The following is a 17,721-nucleotide window of genomic DNA, read 5'->3' on the forward strand; positions in this document are numbered from 1 at the left end:
GATACCTGTTTATTGTTGTTGTGGATCAGTGCTGGAAAACGAAAGGTCTTGGTCAGCCGGAGAGCAGCGACACGTCGTTAACGTGCCGAGGTAGCTGAAAAACGGTATGAATACGGAAGGTGAATAACGCAGGGTAAGCGGGTGAATCGTTACGAATGAACATAGACTAGCCCCATATTGTTTTTATTATTAACTTTTGGATGAATGCCGTTGGCTTCATCTCTATGTGCTTGCCTTTTGGATACTTGACGTCAGCCTGCCTACCGTCAAGACATTAACGGTCTTAACGATCGATTATCGAACGTTATAATTATTAACTATTTAGATGGCTAAGCATGCAAATGGATGTATCGCGCGCAAAGCAGCATGCCAGACAGGAAGAGTAGAAAAGGCGAGAAGATAGGCAGAAAACCGCCACCCCCTTAAAGGCAGATGGCAGTCAGACGGGTCAGAAACTGATCTTGCCTGCACCCGCCTCGGAAGGCACCTTGGAGGCCACGAGGGAAGCCGCCATCTTGGTGTATTTGTAAGGAGGCGTCCAACCGATATTGGAATCCCATGAGCATTTCATGGAAACGCCATTGATCAGCGAGCCGGCGTCCTTGTAGACAGAGCCGCCATTCTTGGCGGTGATTTTGTCACAACTGCTAATGCCGCTGATGTTGAAGGCATTGGCCTCGGACAGAATAGCCGATGACTTGCCTACTCCATGGGCGGAGTAGAACGGATAGACCGCGTCCTTTGTGTTACCTGTGTGCAGGTTGTTGTACAGGTGTACCTGACCAAACCGTACACGCGGCGCACGCTGCGTAACGTTCTCGAAGACCGAGTTATGGATAGTGACCTTCAACTTGCCCTTGTCGGTCGAGCTGGCACTGTCGCTGGAGCCGATCAGGATGTTCTTGTCGTGCAGCTTGAACACGGTGTTGGAGATGGTGACGTAGTTGGCGCCCTTCTTCACGTCCAGCGCCCCGTCATGATGCTGCACATGGCGACCCTTCTTGATCTCGCTCGGATCATCAGGGCGGCTACCGTCGGTAAACGTCATATGGTCGATCCAGACGTTACTCGCGCCCTGCACCGTGACGCCGTCGTACTCGGAGTTCCAGTTACCGGCATCGCCATCATCCGGATCGAAAACCGGTGTGGGGTCCCACGGATTTTCGATGGTCAGGTTACGCATGATCACGTTGTTTTCCTTGATCATGAAAAACCCGTTGACGATCTGCGCAGTAGAGCCCAGACCCACAATCGTGGTGTTACCAGGCACAACCAGCTCGGCGCGCTTTTTCATCTCGCTGGTACTGGTATAAGCCTTGCCTTCACTGATATCGATCTTGCCGGATACCTTGATAATGCGGCTGCTGGCCGAGGCCTTCAACGCGTTCTTCAGGTCATTGGCGGTGCGTACGGTATAGATATTGGCGGAGGCTGCAGCTGCGCCACCCTTGGTTCCCCCGTTTTGCGTAGCCCAGCCTGTACTGGCCGCCTCACGCATATCCGCTGCAAAGGTGCTGGCGGCCGCGGTCAACAGCACCACGCCTGCGCCCAGTAAAGCCGGCTTCTTGAGCGAGCCTGATTTCATGGTCATGTACACATCCTTACTGTTTAGTGTCTGTAACGCGCACGCAGGCTCAACGCAAATGAGTTTCACTGCAATAATGTCATATTGGAATTTTTAGATTTCTAAAGATAGCTCTCAACCAAAATGAGTAGCGTCTCTGCTTTCGTCTGTCGACGCGTCGAGGTTCCATGACATGCAGGCCGATAAACGACGCACAACGGCTTGTGTGGTAGACAAGAAACCCCTCTAGCAAAAGCACCAGAGGGGCCAGAATCGTCAGCAGTCAATCAGAAACTGATTTTGCCTGCGCCAGCAGAAGACTGAACGCTGGAAGCTACCAGCGAAGCGGCCATCTTGGTGTACTTGTAAGGGGGCGTCCAACCAATATTGGCGTCCCAGGAACAGCTCATCGTGGCGCCGTTGATCAATGAACCAACGTCCTTGTAGACAGAGCCGCCGTTCTGCGCAGTGACCTTGTCGCAGCTGCTGATACCACTGATGTTAAAGGCATTGGCCTCGGACAGAATCGCTGAAGATTTGCCGACACCATGGGCGGAGTAGAACGGGTAGACGGGATCCTTCGTATTGCCGGCATGCAGGTTGTTGTACAGGTGTACCTGCCCGAAACGCACACGTGGGGCACGCTGAGAAACGTTTTCGAAGATCGAGTTATGAATGGTGACTTTGAGCTTTCCGCTGTCCGTCGAGCTGGCGCTATCACTGGAGCCGATCAGGATATTCTTGTCGTGCAGCTTGAAGATGGTATGGGAGATGGTCACGTAGTTCGCGCCCTTCTTCACATCCAGCGCACCGTCGTGATGCTGTACATGCCGCCCGTTCTTGATCTCGTTTGGATCATCCGGACGGCTGCCATCGGTAAAGGTCAGATGATCAATCCAGACATTATTGGCCCCTTCGATGGTGACGCCATCGAACTCCGAGTTCCAGTTACCCAGACTACCATCATCCGGATCCCAGACCGGCACTGGGTCCCATGGGTTCTCGATAGTCAGGTTGCGCATGATCACGTTATTTTCCTTGATCATGAAAAACCCGTTAACGATCTGCGCAGTAGAGCCCAGGCCCACAATGGTCGTGTTAGCCGGTACGTTCAGTTGTGCGCGGCTTTTCATGTCGCTGGTCGTGGTGTAGGCCTTGCCGTCACTGATATCAATCTTGCCGGAGACCTTGATGATACGGCTGCTGGCGGAGGCTTTCAGCGCATTCTTGAGTTCTGTTGCATTGCGTATGGTGTAGACATTGACCGACGACGCCGCCGCGCCGCCTTTCGTACCGCCATTCTGCGTAGCCCAGCCGGTACTGGCGGCTTCTAGTACGTCGGCGGCAAAGCAGCTTGACGCCATGACTGACATCAGCAGTCCCGTACCCAGCACTGATGCCTTGAGTTGCCCACACTTTATTTTCATCTTATTTTCCTACGTTGGGTTTACGCCACTCACACATCTCTAAATCCAGTGTTTTAAATACCGGTATATCGCTTCCGATCTGCACAAAAGCGCGCTCAACAGAGATCGACGGCATTAGCCATAGGCTCAGCCGCTCAGCTATGCAAAGCAGAGCGCTTTAAAGTCGATCGATACAATGTGTAGTTTTAAAAATTGATCCTGCCTGCACCTGCTCGTACAGGTACGGCAAGAGGCACGAGCGAAGCGGGTAATTTGGTGTATCGATACGGCGGAGCCCAACCGATATTCGGATCCCACGAGCAGGTCATTTTCCGACCATTGATGAGCGAACCGACATCCTTGTAAACCGTGCCACCCCAATTGGCCGTTACCTGTTCACACCCGCTGATACCGGAAATCGCGAAGACATTAGCTTCCGAGAGAATGGCGGAGGACTTACCTACTCCGTGGGCGTAAACAAAGGGATAAACAGCGTCCTTGGTGCTACCAAGATGAAGGTTGTTGTACAGATGCACCTGCCCGAACCGTACCCGTGGCGCGCGCTGGCCTACATTCTGAAAAACCGAATTGTGGATAGTGACTTTCAGCTTGCCGCTATCAGTAGTGCCGCGGCTATCGCTGTTACCGATCAGGATGTTCTTGTCGTGCAGTTTGAATACGGTATTGGATACAGTGACGTAGTTCGCACCCAACACTACATCAAGAGCGCCGTCATGATGCTGGATATGAACACCATTGCCGATCTCATTCGGATCGTCCAGGCGCCCGCCGTCCGTAAAGGTCAGATGATCGAGCCAGACGTTACTGGCACCGCTGATCGTGACGCCATCGAATTCCGAATTCCAGTTACCCAGATCACCGTCATCCGGATCCCAGGTAGGCGAAGGGTCCCAGGCATTTTCGATCGTGAGATTACGCATGATCACGTTGTTCTGCTTGATCATGAAGAACCCATCCACAATACCGGCCTGCTTGCCCAAACCAATAATGGTCGTATTGCCCGGAACATTCAGCAGGCCACGTTCGGCCATGTCGCTCGTACTGGTAAAGGGTTTCCCGTCGCTGATATCGATCGTTCCGACAATCTTGATAATGCGCCCACTGCTTGCAGCGTTTGCACTTAGCGCCTGTTTGAGCTCGGTGGCAGAACGTACAGTATAGATATCGGTTCCCATGGCGGCAGAGCCTCCACGTGTACCACCGTTCTGGGTTGCCCAGCCGGACGTCGCCACTTCGCGCATATGGGCTGCCAGACTGCTCGTGCTGACTGCCAGCAACAACGCGCCTGTTACCCATGTAGACCTAGCCTGCAGAATAGACTTAGTTGTCATACCAGCTTCCTGTTTTTATTAGTATGGAATTGCCGCTTACAACAAAATTACGCAATAAAACTTTAGATGTGACTCTAGACGATAGCTATATGCTGTATGTCGTCATACCACAATAGTCCATCTTAATCTCTTGTAAAGCAACTGCCCAAGATAAGTTTTACCGACAGCTGGTCGGCTGATGAACGAACAGAGGCGTCATCTCAAGATGCCGGATGACTAAATCATGAGACGTAAGATAGAGGGAAGCCATGGCTATATAAATTTATAAGGTGATAGATAAAAATATCGTAAATCAGAAGAGACCAAGCAATCCCCTCTCAAAAAAATTTCACTAAAAATCTTAAATTTCAATAACTTAAAGTTAAAGATAAGCGTTTTTAAAACAATGGCACGCCCTCTGCTATATCCAGGGATATGAAGGTTGCAGCGTGTTTGCCTGCATCTCACAGACAACCCATGGAGTAGCGTAGAAATGGATAAGCAGAATTATCAGCTTCTTGAAGTAGCCAACGGCAAGCCTATCAAGATGTGGACCGAAGGCGTCCCGGTCGAAGGCGATGCCAAACAGCAACTGATGAATACAGCCAAGATGCCGTTCATCTTCAAACATCTGGCAGTAATGCCGGATGTCCACTTGGGTAAAGGCTCCACTATCGGTAGCGTTATCCCAACTGTGGGCGCCATCATCCCTGCGGCGGTGGGCGTCGACATCGGCTGCGGCATGATTGCGGCGCGCACGTCCCTGATGGCTTCAGACCTGCCCGACAACCTGCAACCGCTACGCAGCGCCATCGAAAAGGCCGTCCCCCATGGCAAGACCTTTGGCCGCCGCGACCAGGGTGCCTGGCAGAACGTACCTGATATGGCCGATCATGCCTGGTCCAGCCTGGCCAAGCGTTTCAAGGCTATTACCGATAAATACCCGAAACTGGAAAAGACCAACAACCGCAACCACCTGGGTACTTTGGGTACCGGGAACCATTTTATCGAGGTCTGTCTGGACGAAGCCCAGCGGGTCTGGTTCATGCTGCACAGCGGCTCGCGTGGGGTAGGTAATGCCATCGGGAACCTGTTCATTGAGCTGGCAAAAAAAGACATGCAACAGCACATTGCCAATCTTCCCGATAAAGACTTGGCGTACTTCGAGGAGGGCAGCAAGCACTACAACGATTATGTCGAGGCTGTCGCCTGGGCGCAGGATTTTGCCAAACAGAACCGCGCCCTGATGATGCACGCAGTGATCGATGCGGCCCGAAAGGTCATCACCAAGCCGTTTGAGGCAAACCTGGAAGCGGTCAACTGCCACCATAACTACGTGCAGAAAGAACAGCATTTCGGTCAGGAGGTACTGATTACCCGCAAAGGGGCGGTATCAGCCAAGAAGGGCGAATTGGGCATCATTCCCGGCTCCATGGGTGCCAAGAGCTTTATCGTTCGCGGCCTGGGCAATGAGGAGTCATTCTGTTCCTGCAGCCATGGCGCCGGACGAACCATGAGCCGGACCAAGGCCAAGAACCTGTTTACGGTCGAGGACCAAGTACGCGCTACCGCACATGTGGAATGCCGAAAGGATGCCAACGTCATCGATGAGATCCCGATGGCCTATAAAGACATCGACAGTGTAATGGAAGCCCAGCGCAGCCTGGTGGAAGTGGTGCACACCCTGCGTCAGGTGGTATGCGTCAAAGGCTGATCAGCTTCACTGGACGAATGAAAGCAGATTGAACTGCACGACAAAAAAGGTTTTCACCATGGAAGAACTACAATTGGACGGGTCGATCGGCGGTGGTCAGATCCTGCGTAGCGCCTTGAGCCTGTCCATGATCACTGGACAGCCGTTCAGTATCACCAATATTCGTGCGAAGCGGAGCCGTCCTGGCCTGCTTCGCCAGCACCTGACGGCCGTGCAAGCGGCCGCCGCGATATGCGATGCGACGCTTGAGGGTGCGGAGCTGGGCTCGCTGAGCCTGCGTTTTCAGCCTGGCGCAATCAAGGGTGGTAATTATGAATTTGCCATCAGCACGGCAGGCAGCTGTGTACTTGTCCTGCAGACCGTGTTGCCCGCCCTGCTCAAGGCACCTGCTCCCAGTCGCCTGAGACTGAAAGGCGGAACGCACAATCCTGCTGCACCACCAGTCGACTTCCTGCAAAAAGCATGGCTACCGTTACTGAAACGGATGGGCGCCCATATAGAGCTGGACCTCATCCGTCATGGCTTTGCTCCTGCGGGTGGAGGTGAGATGACGGTAGTGATCCAACCCAGCAGGTTGAGTCCGTTGATATTGGAAGACCGTGGTCAATTGGTCAGCCAGCAGGCGCAAGCGCTTCTGGCGGGCCTGCCCGAGTCGATAGGCACGCGCGAGCTGAACCAAGTGGCACAACGTCTGGGCTGGTCTCAGGACAACCTGCATACCGTTCAGTTACACAGAGCGCAGGGGCCTGGAAATGTAGTGCTAATCGAGCAACAGTACGAGGCGGTTACCGAGGTGTTCGCTGCGTTCGGGCAAAGCCGCGTAAGGGCAGAACAAGTCGCCAATCACGCCATTGATGAACTGCTCGCCTTCGAGCGCAGCGGCGCTGCCGTAGGCGAACATCTGGCGGACCAGCTCTTGCTCCCCCTGTTGTTGGCAGGCAGTGGTCGTTTTACGTGTCTATATGCGTCTGAGCATTTGCGTAGTAATGCCGAGGTCATCCAGCGGTTCTGCCCGGTCCGCATCGTGATCGAACCCTTGAGCGATGAGTGCTATCAGGTACGGTTAGAATCATAGGCCAGAAACCAAAAAAGGCGCCTGACAGGCGCCTTTTTCATAAACAGGCTGCCTACTTTTGCAGCTCTTGAATTCGTTCCAGCAACGCAACCGTTTCAGGCGCGCCCATACGTTGTGCAGCTGCAAGAGGCGTTACACCGTTAGCATCCTGGGCGTTAATATTGGCGCCTTTTTCGATCAGGTATTCGGCGATTTCGGCCCGATTGAACATCGCAGCCATCATCAATGCGGTCTTGCCATCCGGGGACACGCCTTCCACATCGGCACCCTGCTCAACCAATAGCTTTACCATTGGCAGATTGCCCTTGAAGGCTGCACCCGCAATAGGACTCTGGCCGTTATCGTTGCAGATATTCGGGTCAGCGCCATGATCGAGCAATGTACGTACCGCATCAAGCTGTCCATGGTAGCTGGCCAGCATTAGCAGTGTGTCACCTTTGCTGGTGCGTAAGTTGGGGGGCAGCCCCTTATCCAGCAGCTTGCCCAATGTGACTGCATCGCCACTGCGCGCTAAATCGAGTACTTGATGGGCGAACTCAATCGCCTGGTCTTCGGAAAGTTGTGCGTCGCGGTTTTCTTCAGTCATCTCGCTTCCCTGATATGCGGTAATAACAGTGCCGTTTATTGCGACTGCGTTCCGCCATTTTAATTCGTCCTGATGAGTGCCGGGGTGAAGAACGTATCTATCGGCTCACGCAAGGTTTACATAAGAACCCTGCATGGCAGGGTGTGGTGTCAGACCACAGCCAAGCCATGCACGGGTAATCATCTAGCAGAAAAGCGTCAGACTTCTTTCTTCTGCGTAGCCATGCCAGAGCCCAGATCAGCCCCCGTCAGAGGGTTGCTGGCCGGATCGGACGCTGTGCGCTTGACCATCTGCTCGACCACTTTCATGTCTTTGGCAGGCAGATTGACAGTAGCCAGGCCATCACCACCGTCAACAGCAGGTTGCGGGCTTTCTACGTATTCCCACTCGCCACCCTGGTTCCAGGGACCACGCATATCGCCTTCGCCCTGGGACATACTGAAGTACACGTTGGCGAACTCCGGCTTGCCTGGCAGCTTGCCCTGCGGGAAGTTGGGCTGCATGGAGTGTAGAGCTTTCTCAAAGGACTTCTGGTGAGCGATTTCGCGCGTCATCAGGAACTGTAAGGCATCTTTCACGCCTACGTCGTCAGTGAGGTTGATCAGGCGCTCATACACAATCTTCGCACGCGCTTCGGCGGCGATATTGGAGCGCAGGTCAGCAGTCGGCTCAGTGATGGTATCGATATAAGCTGCTGTCCACGGTACACCTGCAGAGTTAGTGAGCGGTGCGCCGCCACCGTAAAGAACCGATGTAATGTGAGAATCATTACCCGCTCCGGTGATGCTGCGGTACAACTCGGCTTCTTCTTCAATGCCTTCGGCCAGTTGGCCTTTGTTGCCCTTGTTCAACATACCGACAATGGAGCCAATGATTTCCAGGTGGCTAAGCTCTTCGGTCGCGATATCCATCAGCATATCTTTACGACCTGCATCGTCTTCGGCCAGACCCTGGGTGAAATAGCGCATCGCAGCCGCGAGTTCGCCTTGAGGACCGCCAAACTGCTCAAGCATTAGATTGGCCAGGCCCGGGTTGGGACCAGCTACACGAACGGTATACTGAAGTCGTTTGTTATGAACGAACATACAGCTCTCCTATCCAGATTTAATCACGCTGTCCTTATCCCACTACTTCCTTTTTGATTTTGATGACACCAATGGTGTAGGAGCCTGCTTAACGACGTCATGTACAGGCTCTGTAGAAGTGGAGGCAGTTTGGCTCCAGATAGTTCAGAGCAGGCGACCATTAGCCTGAATGCTTTTATCTATCAAGCTAATTAGAAAGTCTTATTGAGTAAACGCAGCGAAGCGGCTTTAGGTCAGTGTTTTCGGAGCCTGCAAGGCGTTTCCATGTCGTTACAAGCAGGCTTTAAATGGCGCTTTTCATCCTTTAACTCTCTCTGCCGCTGGTCGGCTGAAAATCTTTTCCTGCCTCGTGGCTTACTCGTTCGAAAACAGACCTATCAGTCACTGATTGAGACAAATCTTTCACGGCTTCTTCTATTGCTGCTCCGTCTATGACTTCATCTGCCTCACCGCTCACCTTGAGAAATACGTGTCCGCTTCACCTCTCTTTTTTCACTTGCCCTACTCTAAGCCAAACCTCTCCAGATACTAATGCGACGCGCCAGAAAGCCCAGATGGCTACCTCTAAAACATTGTGCCGTGAAAACACAAACTAACGTTTCATATGAAGGAACGAAGCTGCAAACCTGAAGGCAGATTTTAGACGTTACGATTGCCAGCGAATCCTTCACTCTTTATAAGGTCCAAGCGCTTTTTGCTTCCAACCCATGAGGACGACCATGAAACGAATGACAGGGATAGCCATGACGCTGGCACTGATAAGCAGCCTGGCGCAAGGGGCGTTTGCTGCTGATGGAGATGAGCCCATCAAGGCGTTGGGTATTGGATCCAAGACCTGCCGTGACCTGCTCAGTACCTGGAGCGCTGACAAGCCGTATGCCAGTGAGTGGGTGTCGGGTTATTTCACCTTCTTCAATGAGTCCACCCGCAGTGGAATCAAGAATATTTCAGAAGGCATGGATGACGGCCTGCGCATGCAGTGGATCAGTGACTATTGCCGCAAGCGTCCGATCGATACGCTTCAGGATGCCACCGAGGCGCTGGGCAAGGAGCTGGTGGATTATCGCCAGCGCATGAACCAGTAAGCCGCCCTTCTCATGAAGCGCTCTGGCGGGTGCTTCATGGGTAAAACTGCTTGACTCGCCAGCAGCATCAGCCGACGCTCAACGTTTTCCTTTTTCTGGAGCCATCATGTCGGCCTCTGTTGAGCATCTTGCCCCGGCTGCAGTTTTTCGTCATTTCGCAGCACTTTCCGCTATTCCCCGCCCCTCTTTCCACGAGCAGGCTGTTGCCGATCACCTGATGGCATTTGCCGATCGCCATGGCCTGCAGGCCGAACGTGATGCCTTGGATAACGTCATTATCCGCAAGCCAGGTAGCGCTGGTTATGAAGATGCGCCTGTAACCATCCTGCAGGGGCATACCGATATGGTGTGCGAGAAGAACGAAGGCAACCCCATCGACTTCAACCGCGACCCTATCTCGCTGCGTATCGAAGGCGACTTGCTCAAGGCTGATGGCACTACCCTGGGCGCCGATAACGGCATTGCCGTGGCGTTCATGCTGGCATTGCTGGAAAGCCGCGACATTCCGCACCCTCCACTAGAGGCTATTTTCACGTCCCAGGAAGAGGTAGGCCTCAGAGGAGCCTCAAAACTTGATACATCCAGCCTGAAGGGTCGCTTGTTTCTTAATATCGATAGCGAAGAAGAGGGGCTGCTATTTACCAGCTGCTCGGGTGGCAATCGCAGCGATATGCGTCTTCCGATCCAGTGGAGCGACGTTCCTGCCGGCTCAAGAGCCATGAAGCTGCACGTACGCGGCCTTAAAGGGGGACATTCAGGCCTGGATATTCATACGCCACGTGGTAATGCGATTCTGTTATTGGGGCGCATCCTGAGTGATCTGCTGGCAAGACACGATGTCCGCGTTGCGCATGTACAGGGAGGCTCGGGCAAAAGTAATGCGATACCCCGCCGCGCTGAAGTCACGCTGCTTATCTCTCCAGACAACATCGACGCTTTCGACGCCACCTTGAAGACATGGTACGAACGGCTTTCACAGGAATACGTGACGGCCGACCCCGGCCTTGAACTCGCACTAGAAGCCGCGTCCATGCCGGAGCGCTGCTTTGCCAAAACCACGACCACGGCCCTTAGTGAGGCCTTGATCCTGATGCCCCAAGGTGTTCAACGCATGAGCCCGGACATAGCCGGCCTTGTAGAAACTTCCACCAATCTGGGCACGCTGGATATCGTAGGCGACGAGATAAGCCTTGGCAGTGCCAGCCGCAGTTCGCAGCCCTCACAAATGGAGGCGACCGTTGCCAAGCTCGAAGCTCTGGCACGTGTGATCGGTGCACGCTTCGAACTGCATGATGGTTATCCTGCCTGGCCCTTCCGGCCGGAATCTCCGTTACGCGATCTGTTTGTTGAACGTTTCACCACTCAATATGGCCGTGCTCCTGAAGTGGCAGGAATCCATGCGGGACTGGAGTGCGGTGTGTTCAGCGCCAAGCTGCAGGATGTTGATATGATCTCGTTCGGCCCGGACATCCGTAACGCACACTCGCCCGATGAATGCTTGAGCATTTCGTCTACCGAGCGTACATGGACGCTTTTCCTTGATCTAGTAGCGCATATCAAGCCGGGCTTCAAGGTTTCCTGACGCCCGTTGAGCCTGACCACGTATCATGGTGCCTGGCTTATTGCAGGCACCATGACATATATCAATACCTCTGCCTCACAACCTCATTAGGCTACAGCCATCGATTCGTGCCTTTGCGGCGATATCAGCGCGGTAGTCTATGCTTCTAGCAAGCCCTCCGCCGAAGGGCGCTGCTATCGTTAACACTAGCCTGATGACAACAGGGCCGCCTTTTGCAGCGGCCTGAGAATACGGTAGGAAGCCTTATGAGCCAGCCTTTATCACCTGAAACCATTGCCATTATCAAATCGACGGCGCCTGTCATCCAGGAGCATGGCGTTGCTATTACGACCCGCATGTACGAGCGCCTGTTTGTCGATCCAGAGATAAAGGCACTGTTCGACGAAGCCGCCCACAAGTCGGGCGAACAACCCAGACGCCTGGCTGCCGCCATCCTGGCCTTTGCCAAGAACGTGGACCATCTGGAAGCGATTCAGGGTGCAGTGGACAAGATCTGCGCCCGGCACGTAGCCACACACGTCAAGGCCGAACACTACCCTGCAGTTGCCAATGCCCTGCTACCAGCCATCAAGGATGTGCTGGGTGATGCGGCCACTGACGAGATCCTGAATGCCTGGGGCGAAGCCTATTGGTTCCTGGCAGATATCATGATCAACCGTGAGAAAACGCTGTACGGCGAAGCCTGCTAACAGGCAGGCTCCAGCAAAAGGCCCGCGCTTGGCGGGCCTTTATTTTAGTGGACGTGCGGGCTCATATCGTCCGGGCCGTGATTTGCTCTCTCTGTAACAGGAGGCTCAGCCAGCAGGTGGGTCCCTACGCTTGCATCTAAAACCTCATGCTCCATGGTCTTTTCCTCTTCGCTCAACTGCTTGGCAGAGACAGGACTTTCCCTTCGTAGTTGATCAAGCTCATGAATAATGGGATCGAGCTGTGTACGAGGGTTACGGAACCAGTCCACTGACCAGATTCGGCGGATCCGCCAGCCCAATTGCTCCAGGACGCTTTGACGCAACCGGTCCCGGTCCCGCGCGGACTTGGCTGAGTGGTAAGCAGCCCCATCACATTCGATCCCCATCAGGTAACGCCCTGGCTGTTCAGGATCACGCACGGCCAGATCGATGAAAAAGCCTGCCACACCAACCTGCGGCTCACAGGTGTAGCCGTGGCGAGACAAGGCGTCCATGACGGCAATCTCGAAGTCGCTGTCCGGGGCGCGTGCGGTTTCTTCCACGCGCGGCAGATACCCCGTCTCGGCATAGTGCAGGAAGTTACGCAGCGCGTGTACGCCACGACTCGACGTACCGGTAACGAGTACATCCGATGCCGTGAACGACGTGAAAATGTGCATACGCTTCTTGGAGCGAGTGAACAAGACGTTCAGCCGTCGCCAACCCGAGTCGCTGTTGATCGGGCCAAAGCGCTGGGGCACCTTGCCACCGGCCTCCATGGGGCCGTAGGTGAACGAGATGAAAATGACGTCTCGCTCATCCCCCTGCACGTTTTCCAGGTTCTTGATGAACAGCGGCTCGGCCAGTCCCGCATTACGCTCCCAGGCAAGCTGAAGCTCCGGGTTCTGCTTGGCGCGCAGCTCCAGCAGACGTTCGATTTGGTCAGACTGCTTGACGTTCATCGCAACCACGCCCAGGGACTCCTGTGGGCGATTGAGCAGGTGATGCTCAATCGCTGCCACAACTGCCTCGGCTTCCTCTACGTTGCGCTGCTCGACGAAACGGCCGTTGCCGATACGCTCAAACTTGACGCCAAACTCAGCCGACTCGCGATGCGGTGAGGGATAGACCACCAGGTTACCGTCATAGAAGGCCGCGTTGGAAAACGCAATCAGGCTTTCATGCCGCGAGCGGTAGTGCCAGCGCAGGCGGCGCAGCCGGAACAAGGGCATGGCCGCATCCAGGATACTTTCGGAATCCTGAGCGAGGGACAGGTCTTCATCTTCTGCGTCGTCTCCCGTTCCCTGGCGTGCAAAGAAGTTGGTGGGCGGCAGCTGTTTCGGATCACCGACGACCACGAGCTGACGACCGCGGGCAATGCTGCCCAAGGACTCTTCGGGACGCATCTGCGAGGCTTCGTCCATTACCACCAGATCAAACTCCACTTCGCCCGCGGGCAGGTATTGCGCTACCGCCATCGGACTCATCATGAAGCAGGGCTTGAGTGCCTGCAGTGCTTTGACGGCACGCTGCATGAGACTGCGAATCGGCTGATGGCTGCGCTGTTTGCTGGCTTCGTGCTCCAGCAGGGCCAGCTCGGTGCGCTCCTTCACCTTGCCGGAGTTGTTGCCGGCAGGCACTTCTACCTGATCGATGTCGTACGCCACCTCCTCGCGCTGAATCTGTTTGAGCGCCTGGTCGATTTCGGCAAAGCGCGCTCGAATAGCCTCCTGTTCCTTACCGGAAAACTGCCCCAGCGCTGGGTTATCCTCCAGAATCTGGCAGGCCCAGCGGTCCAGCAAGCCCAGCAGGCAGCCGTCGGCGCATTGATCTGCAGTCAGTCGCTGCCGCTCAATGGCCACAACGGTAGACTCGAAACCAAGATCAGCCAGCCGGCTACGCAGTCGACGGTATTCGAACCAGTGATCGAGCAGGTCTTCACGTTCGGACGCCCGGCGCAAACGTGCTTCCAGCGCCTCGAATGTCGGCTCCGTAACGACCTGCCACCACTCGTCAGGCTCGATTTCTCCTCGCACCAGAAAGGCGTCCAGACGGTCCTCCCAGGCTGCCATGGCCTGCTGAATGACCGCAGCCTGCTCTTGCCACTCCTGGATCAGGCGTTCGGCGCCGTCCGCGTCCTCCTCGGCCAGACGTGCCATCAGGTCACGCCCAACAGACAACGCCAGCAATGGTCGGGCAAGCTCGACGGTATGACGCCAGGTGTTGAGGGTGGCGCGGGCGCTTGAGGCCTGCTCCAGGGTCGGTAGCTCGCGGCCTTCCAGCACAGCCGCAAGCTGCTGGTCCTGACGCAGCTGGGTAGCGCTTTGCTGCCATGCCTCCAGGGTTTTGATCTGTGCCTGCAACCCATTGAGCGTTGGATTCTGCTCCCGAACATGGGGCAGCATCGCCTTGAGTGCCCCACCCACGCTCTTGAGCAGGCGGACCAGCACACCGTCAGCGGCCAGCAGCGGCTGTGTGCGCAGATCATGAGCATCAAAGGTAAACAGGGTTTCGAGGTCCTGCCTTAAATCCTCTACTTCTCCCAGATAGGCCAGCAGTGTATCGGCCTCACCCTGTAACGCGGCGATGTCCGCAGCGTCTGCCTTGGTCAGGTAATCCGCAATCCATACCTTGGCACCAAAGCCGCGCCCGCAGGTTTCACGGACCTGACGATACCAGGCGCGCAGACGCAAGAGCTCATCGACTTCTGTTTCTAGCCCTTTGAACAGTGGCCCCAGCTTTTGGGCATAGCCGGTATTCTGCGCCAGCGCCGTGCTTTCACGCTGAAACGCGACGGCCTCCACCAGCGCGTCGATGCCTTCGCCCAGCTTCACACCGGGCCGTACCAGCGTCAGCAGTTCTGCCTTGGCCGCTCGCCACTCGCCCTTGAACCAGCGCAGCAGAGACGCATCGGACAGCACGCGATGCAGATCCTCCAGACGCTGGCTATCGGGCAGGCGGCTGAACGAAAACACCTTGGACAGATGCTCACGCTGACGGCGCAGTTCGGGCAGCTGATCCGCCAGCTTGGAGAGCAGTATATCGAGCGCCTCGTCTTCATAGCTTCGCTGACGCGCCTCGACCAATTCGGCTGGCAGTGCCTGCGCCAGGATAAGCAACGTACCCAGCTGCTCCAGTCCCTCCCGGTCGCTTATCCACTCGCCTGCCGCGCCCTGCTCTTGCAGGTGTTGCACGGCCGTATTGACCTGAGCAGCTGCCTGCATCAAATCGCGGGTTCGCTTCATGAGGTCCAGCGCCTGTGACAGGTCCAGCTCTCCTTCCACATGCAACCGTAGCGCAGCGCAAGCCCGGTTAAGCAGCTGGCAGATATCGGCGGAACGAATGGCGTCAGGCTTGAAACGGCGCGACAGGGCTTCCTGCCCCTTGAGCAAGGCATCGAACCGGTCCAGCCAGTCACCCAATGCTGTACAGGATGATTCATCCAGCAAGGGCAGCAATGTCCAATCCTCGTCGCCTTGCGGGAGGATCAATGCGGGAAGGCGCTCCGCCAGATCAGCCAGTGCCTGGGGCGTGAACTGCGCGAGCGCCGGTGCCCCCATCCGTTCGGCCAGTGGAGCCCTGAGCGCAGCAAAGCGGGTCAGCGCTTGCCGGGCATGCTCAAGCGACGCCACAAGGCCTTCCCGCTCGGTGCCGGTTAAGCGGGTGAGGCGGCAGCCAAACCAGGGATGGGTTTCCAGCCGTCCCGGCTCGCCAGCTTCCTGCGCAGTCTTGCGGTAGTAGGTGGCGTAAAAGTTGGCTTGCTCTTCCAGCTGCACACGCGAAACAGGCAAGTCATACACAGGATGCAGTTCGGAAGGCGCCACAGGCAGGCTCTCACGCAAACGGGTCGCCTGCATAAGAATCTGATGCGCCGTCATGCCAACCTGCTCGTAGGGAGCGTGCAATTGCTCGACATAGCGGTTGAGCTGTCGCTTCAGACGTTCATAGTGCTCGATCTGAGCCTGTCGCTCCTTGGGCGAACGAAAGGTACCCCGTTTCTGGATTCGCTGGCGGATACTGGAGATCACCGCCTGCTTCTGGCTTTTATGGCTGTGCAGCTCCAGGCAGAAATCACCCAGCCCTGCCCGCTCTAGACGATTCTTGACCACCTCCAGCGCTGCGCGCTTTTCTGCCACGAACAGCACCTTCTTACCCTGAGCCATGGCCGCCGCGATCATATTGGTAATGGTCTGGGACTTGCCGGTACCAGGGGGCCCTTCGATGACCAGGTTTTCACCCCGGATGACATCCACCAGCGCACTATGCTGGGAGCTGTCCGCATCGTCGATCAGCGGATAATGCTCGTGCACCTCGGGCAGTTCATCAATTGCGTATTCAGCACTGAATCCAGCCTCGGCCAGAGGCTCCTTTTCATCCACCGAGGCGCCTGTCAGGCGCTGTACCAGCGGATGCGTCCCCAGCTGCCCTTCGCTCCAGCGCTCCGAATCAAGATCCAGATACATCATCAGCTTGCCGAATTCGAACAGGCCGAGCGAGGCAAACCGGCGCACCTGCCAGGTAGGCTTGGCCCTGAGGATCGTATCCTGCACCAGTCGGAAGTACGCCTCGGGCGTCAGCTCTTCGGTGATGGAGGGCAACGCAATTCCAAAGTCCAGTTGCAACTTTTCCCTGAGCGATAGATTGGTCAGGATATCTTCGCCGGTGTACTGGATACGGTATTCGAAGGTCGCGGTTTCCGCGTTGAGCCTGCCTTTTTCCAGCTGCACGGGCACAAGCATGAGCGGCGCCAGACGCGTACTGTTGCTACCGGCTACAGATTCGTCCCACTCCAGAAAGCCAATGGCCAGATACAGGATATTCGCACCGCTTTCTTCCAGCGCGACCCGTGACTGGGCATGCAGAATCTGCAGGCGTGCCTCGAGCTCGGGCGGAAAATAAAGGCTCTGAATGGACTCATCCGAGTGCTTACGCTCCCGGATCTCCTCCAGCACCGGAGGCTCTTCGATCAGGCCCCCTTCGTTTTCAAGCCGCAGAAGGCTGTCATCCACGACAGGCGCCTCGGCCAGTATCGGCAGGGGAAGTTCATAGCTGGAAGCCATGCCCAATACCGCAGCCCACTCTTCTGCAGTTGGTAGTTTTTTGACTTCGCGCATTTGCCCCGTACAGGGGGCTTTTTCCAGAAAGCCATGCTGGAGCAGCAACGCTTGCGTAGGCTCAGGCACGGCCGCAAAGCGCATCGAGCGCTCGGAAAGCAGCATCTCGAACAACTGGTCCGGAAGCTCGTCGATCACGCGAACGAAACGCTTGCTCCGCGCATGGGAAAAATTGAGCAGCCGGTTACGGGCGCTGAGATCGAGCAGACGGCTTCGCAGCCGCTCGAGATTGGAGAGATGGCTGACGGATGAGCCTGTAGTGTCGTCCACGAACAACGTCCTCAAAACAGCAGACCGACAGCCAGGCTGTCGGTATTCAAATCAACGGTCATCAATAGATAAGTCAGTCTGTCGGTGAAAAGATGAAGAACAGAAAACACTGACCGTAATGGCGAGCGCCATACACTGTGCGCTTTAAAGCGCCTTGATCCGCAATGTATCGATACACATCAGATACTGTACATAAATACACCTGAAAAGCACGCGATATCCGGAAAAGTTCTGCTTAAAG

11 protein-coding genes are annotated in these 17,721 nt (G+C 55.5%); 5 read left to right on the forward strand and 6 right to left on the reverse strand.

Going from position 1 to position 17,721, the window contains the following annotated elements; translation table 11 throughout:
* Window positions 1–448: 448 nt before the first annotated feature.
* The 3 genes from AC4LF3_RS17575 to AC4LF3_RS17585 form a co-directional block, all read right to left on the reverse strand.
* Window positions 449–1,591, reverse strand: coding sequence for a pectate lyase family protein (locus AC4LF3_RS17575; RefSeq protein ID WP_019366398.1), 1,143 nt, complete (start codon window positions 1,589–1,591; stop codon window positions 449–451).
* 260 nt (window positions 1,592–1,851) lie between these two features.
* Window positions 1,852–2,991: a pectate lyase family protein gene (locus AC4LF3_RS17580; protein ID WP_491836058.1), complete on the reverse strand. Its 1,140-nt coding sequence runs from the start codon at window positions 2,989–2,991 to the stop codon at window positions 1,852–1,854.
* Between the two features lie 185 nt (window positions 2,992–3,176).
* On the reverse strand, window positions 3,177–4,322 hold the full coding sequence (locus AC4LF3_RS17585; protein ID WP_491836059.1) for a pectate lyase family protein: 1,146 nt from the start codon (window positions 4,320–4,322) through the stop codon (window positions 3,177–3,179).
* A gap of 472 nt (window positions 4,323–4,794) precedes the next feature.
* Here AC4LF3_RS17585 and AC4LF3_RS17590 point away from each other — a divergent pair, with 472 nt between their 5' ends.
* Both AC4LF3_RS17590 and rtcA read left to right on the forward strand, forming a co-directional pair.
* Window positions 4,795–6,015 (forward strand): RtcB family protein, encoded by a 1,221-nt coding sequence (locus tag AC4LF3_RS17590; protein ID WP_491836060.1) that lies wholly within the window; start codon window positions 4,795–4,797, stop codon window positions 6,013–6,015.
* A 58-nt stretch (window positions 6,016–6,073) separates the two neighbouring features.
* Window positions 6,074–7,090 carry an RNA 3'-terminal phosphate cyclase gene (gene rtcA, locus AC4LF3_RS17595; protein ID WP_491836061.1) on the forward strand — a complete coding sequence of 339 codons (1,017 nt, stop codon included), beginning with the start codon at window positions 6,074–6,076 and terminating at the stop codon, window positions 7,088–7,090.
* Window positions 7,091–7,142: 52 nt separating this feature from the next.
* Here rtcA and AC4LF3_RS17600 read toward each other — a convergent pair whose 3' ends face one another.
* Window positions 7,143–7,676: an ankyrin repeat domain-containing protein gene (locus AC4LF3_RS17600; protein WP_010795922.1), complete on the reverse strand. Its 534-nt coding sequence runs from the start codon at window positions 7,674–7,676 to the stop codon at window positions 7,143–7,145.
* Window positions 7,677–7,873: 197 nt separating this feature from the next.
* A complete protein-coding gene (locus AC4LF3_RS17605) occupies window positions 7,874–8,761 on the reverse strand; it encodes a manganese catalase family protein (protein ID WP_010795923.1) in 888 nt (295 codons plus the stop codon).
* 719 nt (window positions 8,762–9,480) lie between these two features.
* On the opposite strand from AC4LF3_RS17605, the gene AC4LF3_RS17610 reads away from it, so the two are divergent.
* The 3 genes from AC4LF3_RS17610 to AC4LF3_RS17620 all read left to right on the forward strand — a co-directional run bounded on the left by AC4LF3_RS17610 (window position 9,481) and on the right by AC4LF3_RS17620 (window position 12,117).
* Entirely contained in the window at window positions 9,481–9,846 is a 366-nt protein-coding gene (locus tag AC4LF3_RS17610) for an HdeA/HdeB family chaperone (RefSeq protein WP_010795924.1), read from the forward strand.
* A 106-nt stretch (window positions 9,847–9,952) separates the two neighbouring features.
* Entirely contained in the window at window positions 9,953–11,428 is a 1,476-nt protein-coding gene (locus AC4LF3_RS17615; protein ID WP_010795925.1) for an aminoacyl-histidine dipeptidase, read from the forward strand.
* Window positions 11,429–11,673: 245 nt separating this feature from the next.
* Window positions 11,674–12,117: a globin domain-containing protein gene (locus AC4LF3_RS17620; protein WP_010795926.1), complete on the forward strand. Its 444-nt coding sequence runs from the start codon at window positions 11,674–11,676 to the stop codon at window positions 12,115–12,117.
* 44 nt (window positions 12,118–12,161) lie between these two features.
* Here the strand turns inward: AC4LF3_RS17620 and hhe are convergent, their stop codons facing one another.
* Window positions 12,162–17,480 (reverse strand): DUF4011 domain-containing anti-phage protein Hhe, encoded by a 5,319-nt coding sequence (hhe, locus tag AC4LF3_RS17625; protein ID WP_491836062.1) that lies wholly within the window; start codon window positions 17,478–17,480, stop codon window positions 12,162–12,164.
* Between the last annotated feature and the right edge of the window lie 241 nt (window positions 17,481–17,721).

This window comes from Pseudomonas sp. C2.3V, from assembly GCF_058536325.1.

Bases quoted from the DNA above. Each gene is read 5' to 3' on its own strand.
- AC4LF3_RS17580 (WP_491836058.1), bottom strand. From the start codon at position 2,991: ATGAAAATAAAGTGTGGGCAACTCAAGGCATCAGTGCTGGGTACGGGA.
- AC4LF3_RS17615 (WP_010795925.1), top strand. From the start codon at position 9,953: ATGTCGGCCTCTGTTGAGCATCTTGCCCCGGCTGCAGTTTTTCGTCAT.
- AC4LF3_RS17600 (WP_010795922.1), bottom strand. From the start codon at position 7,676: ATGACTGAAGAAAACCGCGACGCACAACTTTCCGAAGACCAGGCGATT.
- AC4LF3_RS17575 (WP_019366398.1), bottom strand. From the start codon at position 1,591: ATGACCATGAAATCAGGCTCGCTCAAGAAGCCGGCTTTACTGGGCGCA.
- rtcA (WP_491836061.1), top strand. From the start codon at position 6,074: ATGGAAGAACTACAATTGGACGGGTCGATCGGCGGTGGTCAGATCCTG.
- AC4LF3_RS17620 (WP_010795926.1), top strand. From the start codon at position 11,674: ATGAGCCAGCCTTTATCACCTGAAACCATTGCCATTATCAAATCGACG.
- AC4LF3_RS17610 (WP_010795924.1), top strand. From the start codon at position 9,481: ATGAAACGAATGACAGGGATAGCCATGACGCTGGCACTGATAAGCAGC.
- AC4LF3_RS17590 (WP_491836060.1), top strand. From the start codon at position 4,795: ATGGATAAGCAGAATTATCAGCTTCTTGAAGTAGCCAACGGCAAGCCT.
- AC4LF3_RS17605 (WP_010795923.1), bottom strand. From the start codon at position 8,761: ATGTTCGTTCATAACAAACGACTTCAGTATACCGTTCGTGTAGCTGGT.
- AC4LF3_RS17585 (WP_491836059.1), bottom strand. From the start codon at position 4,322: ATGACAACTAAGTCTATTCTGCAGGCTAGGTCTACATGGGTAACAGGC.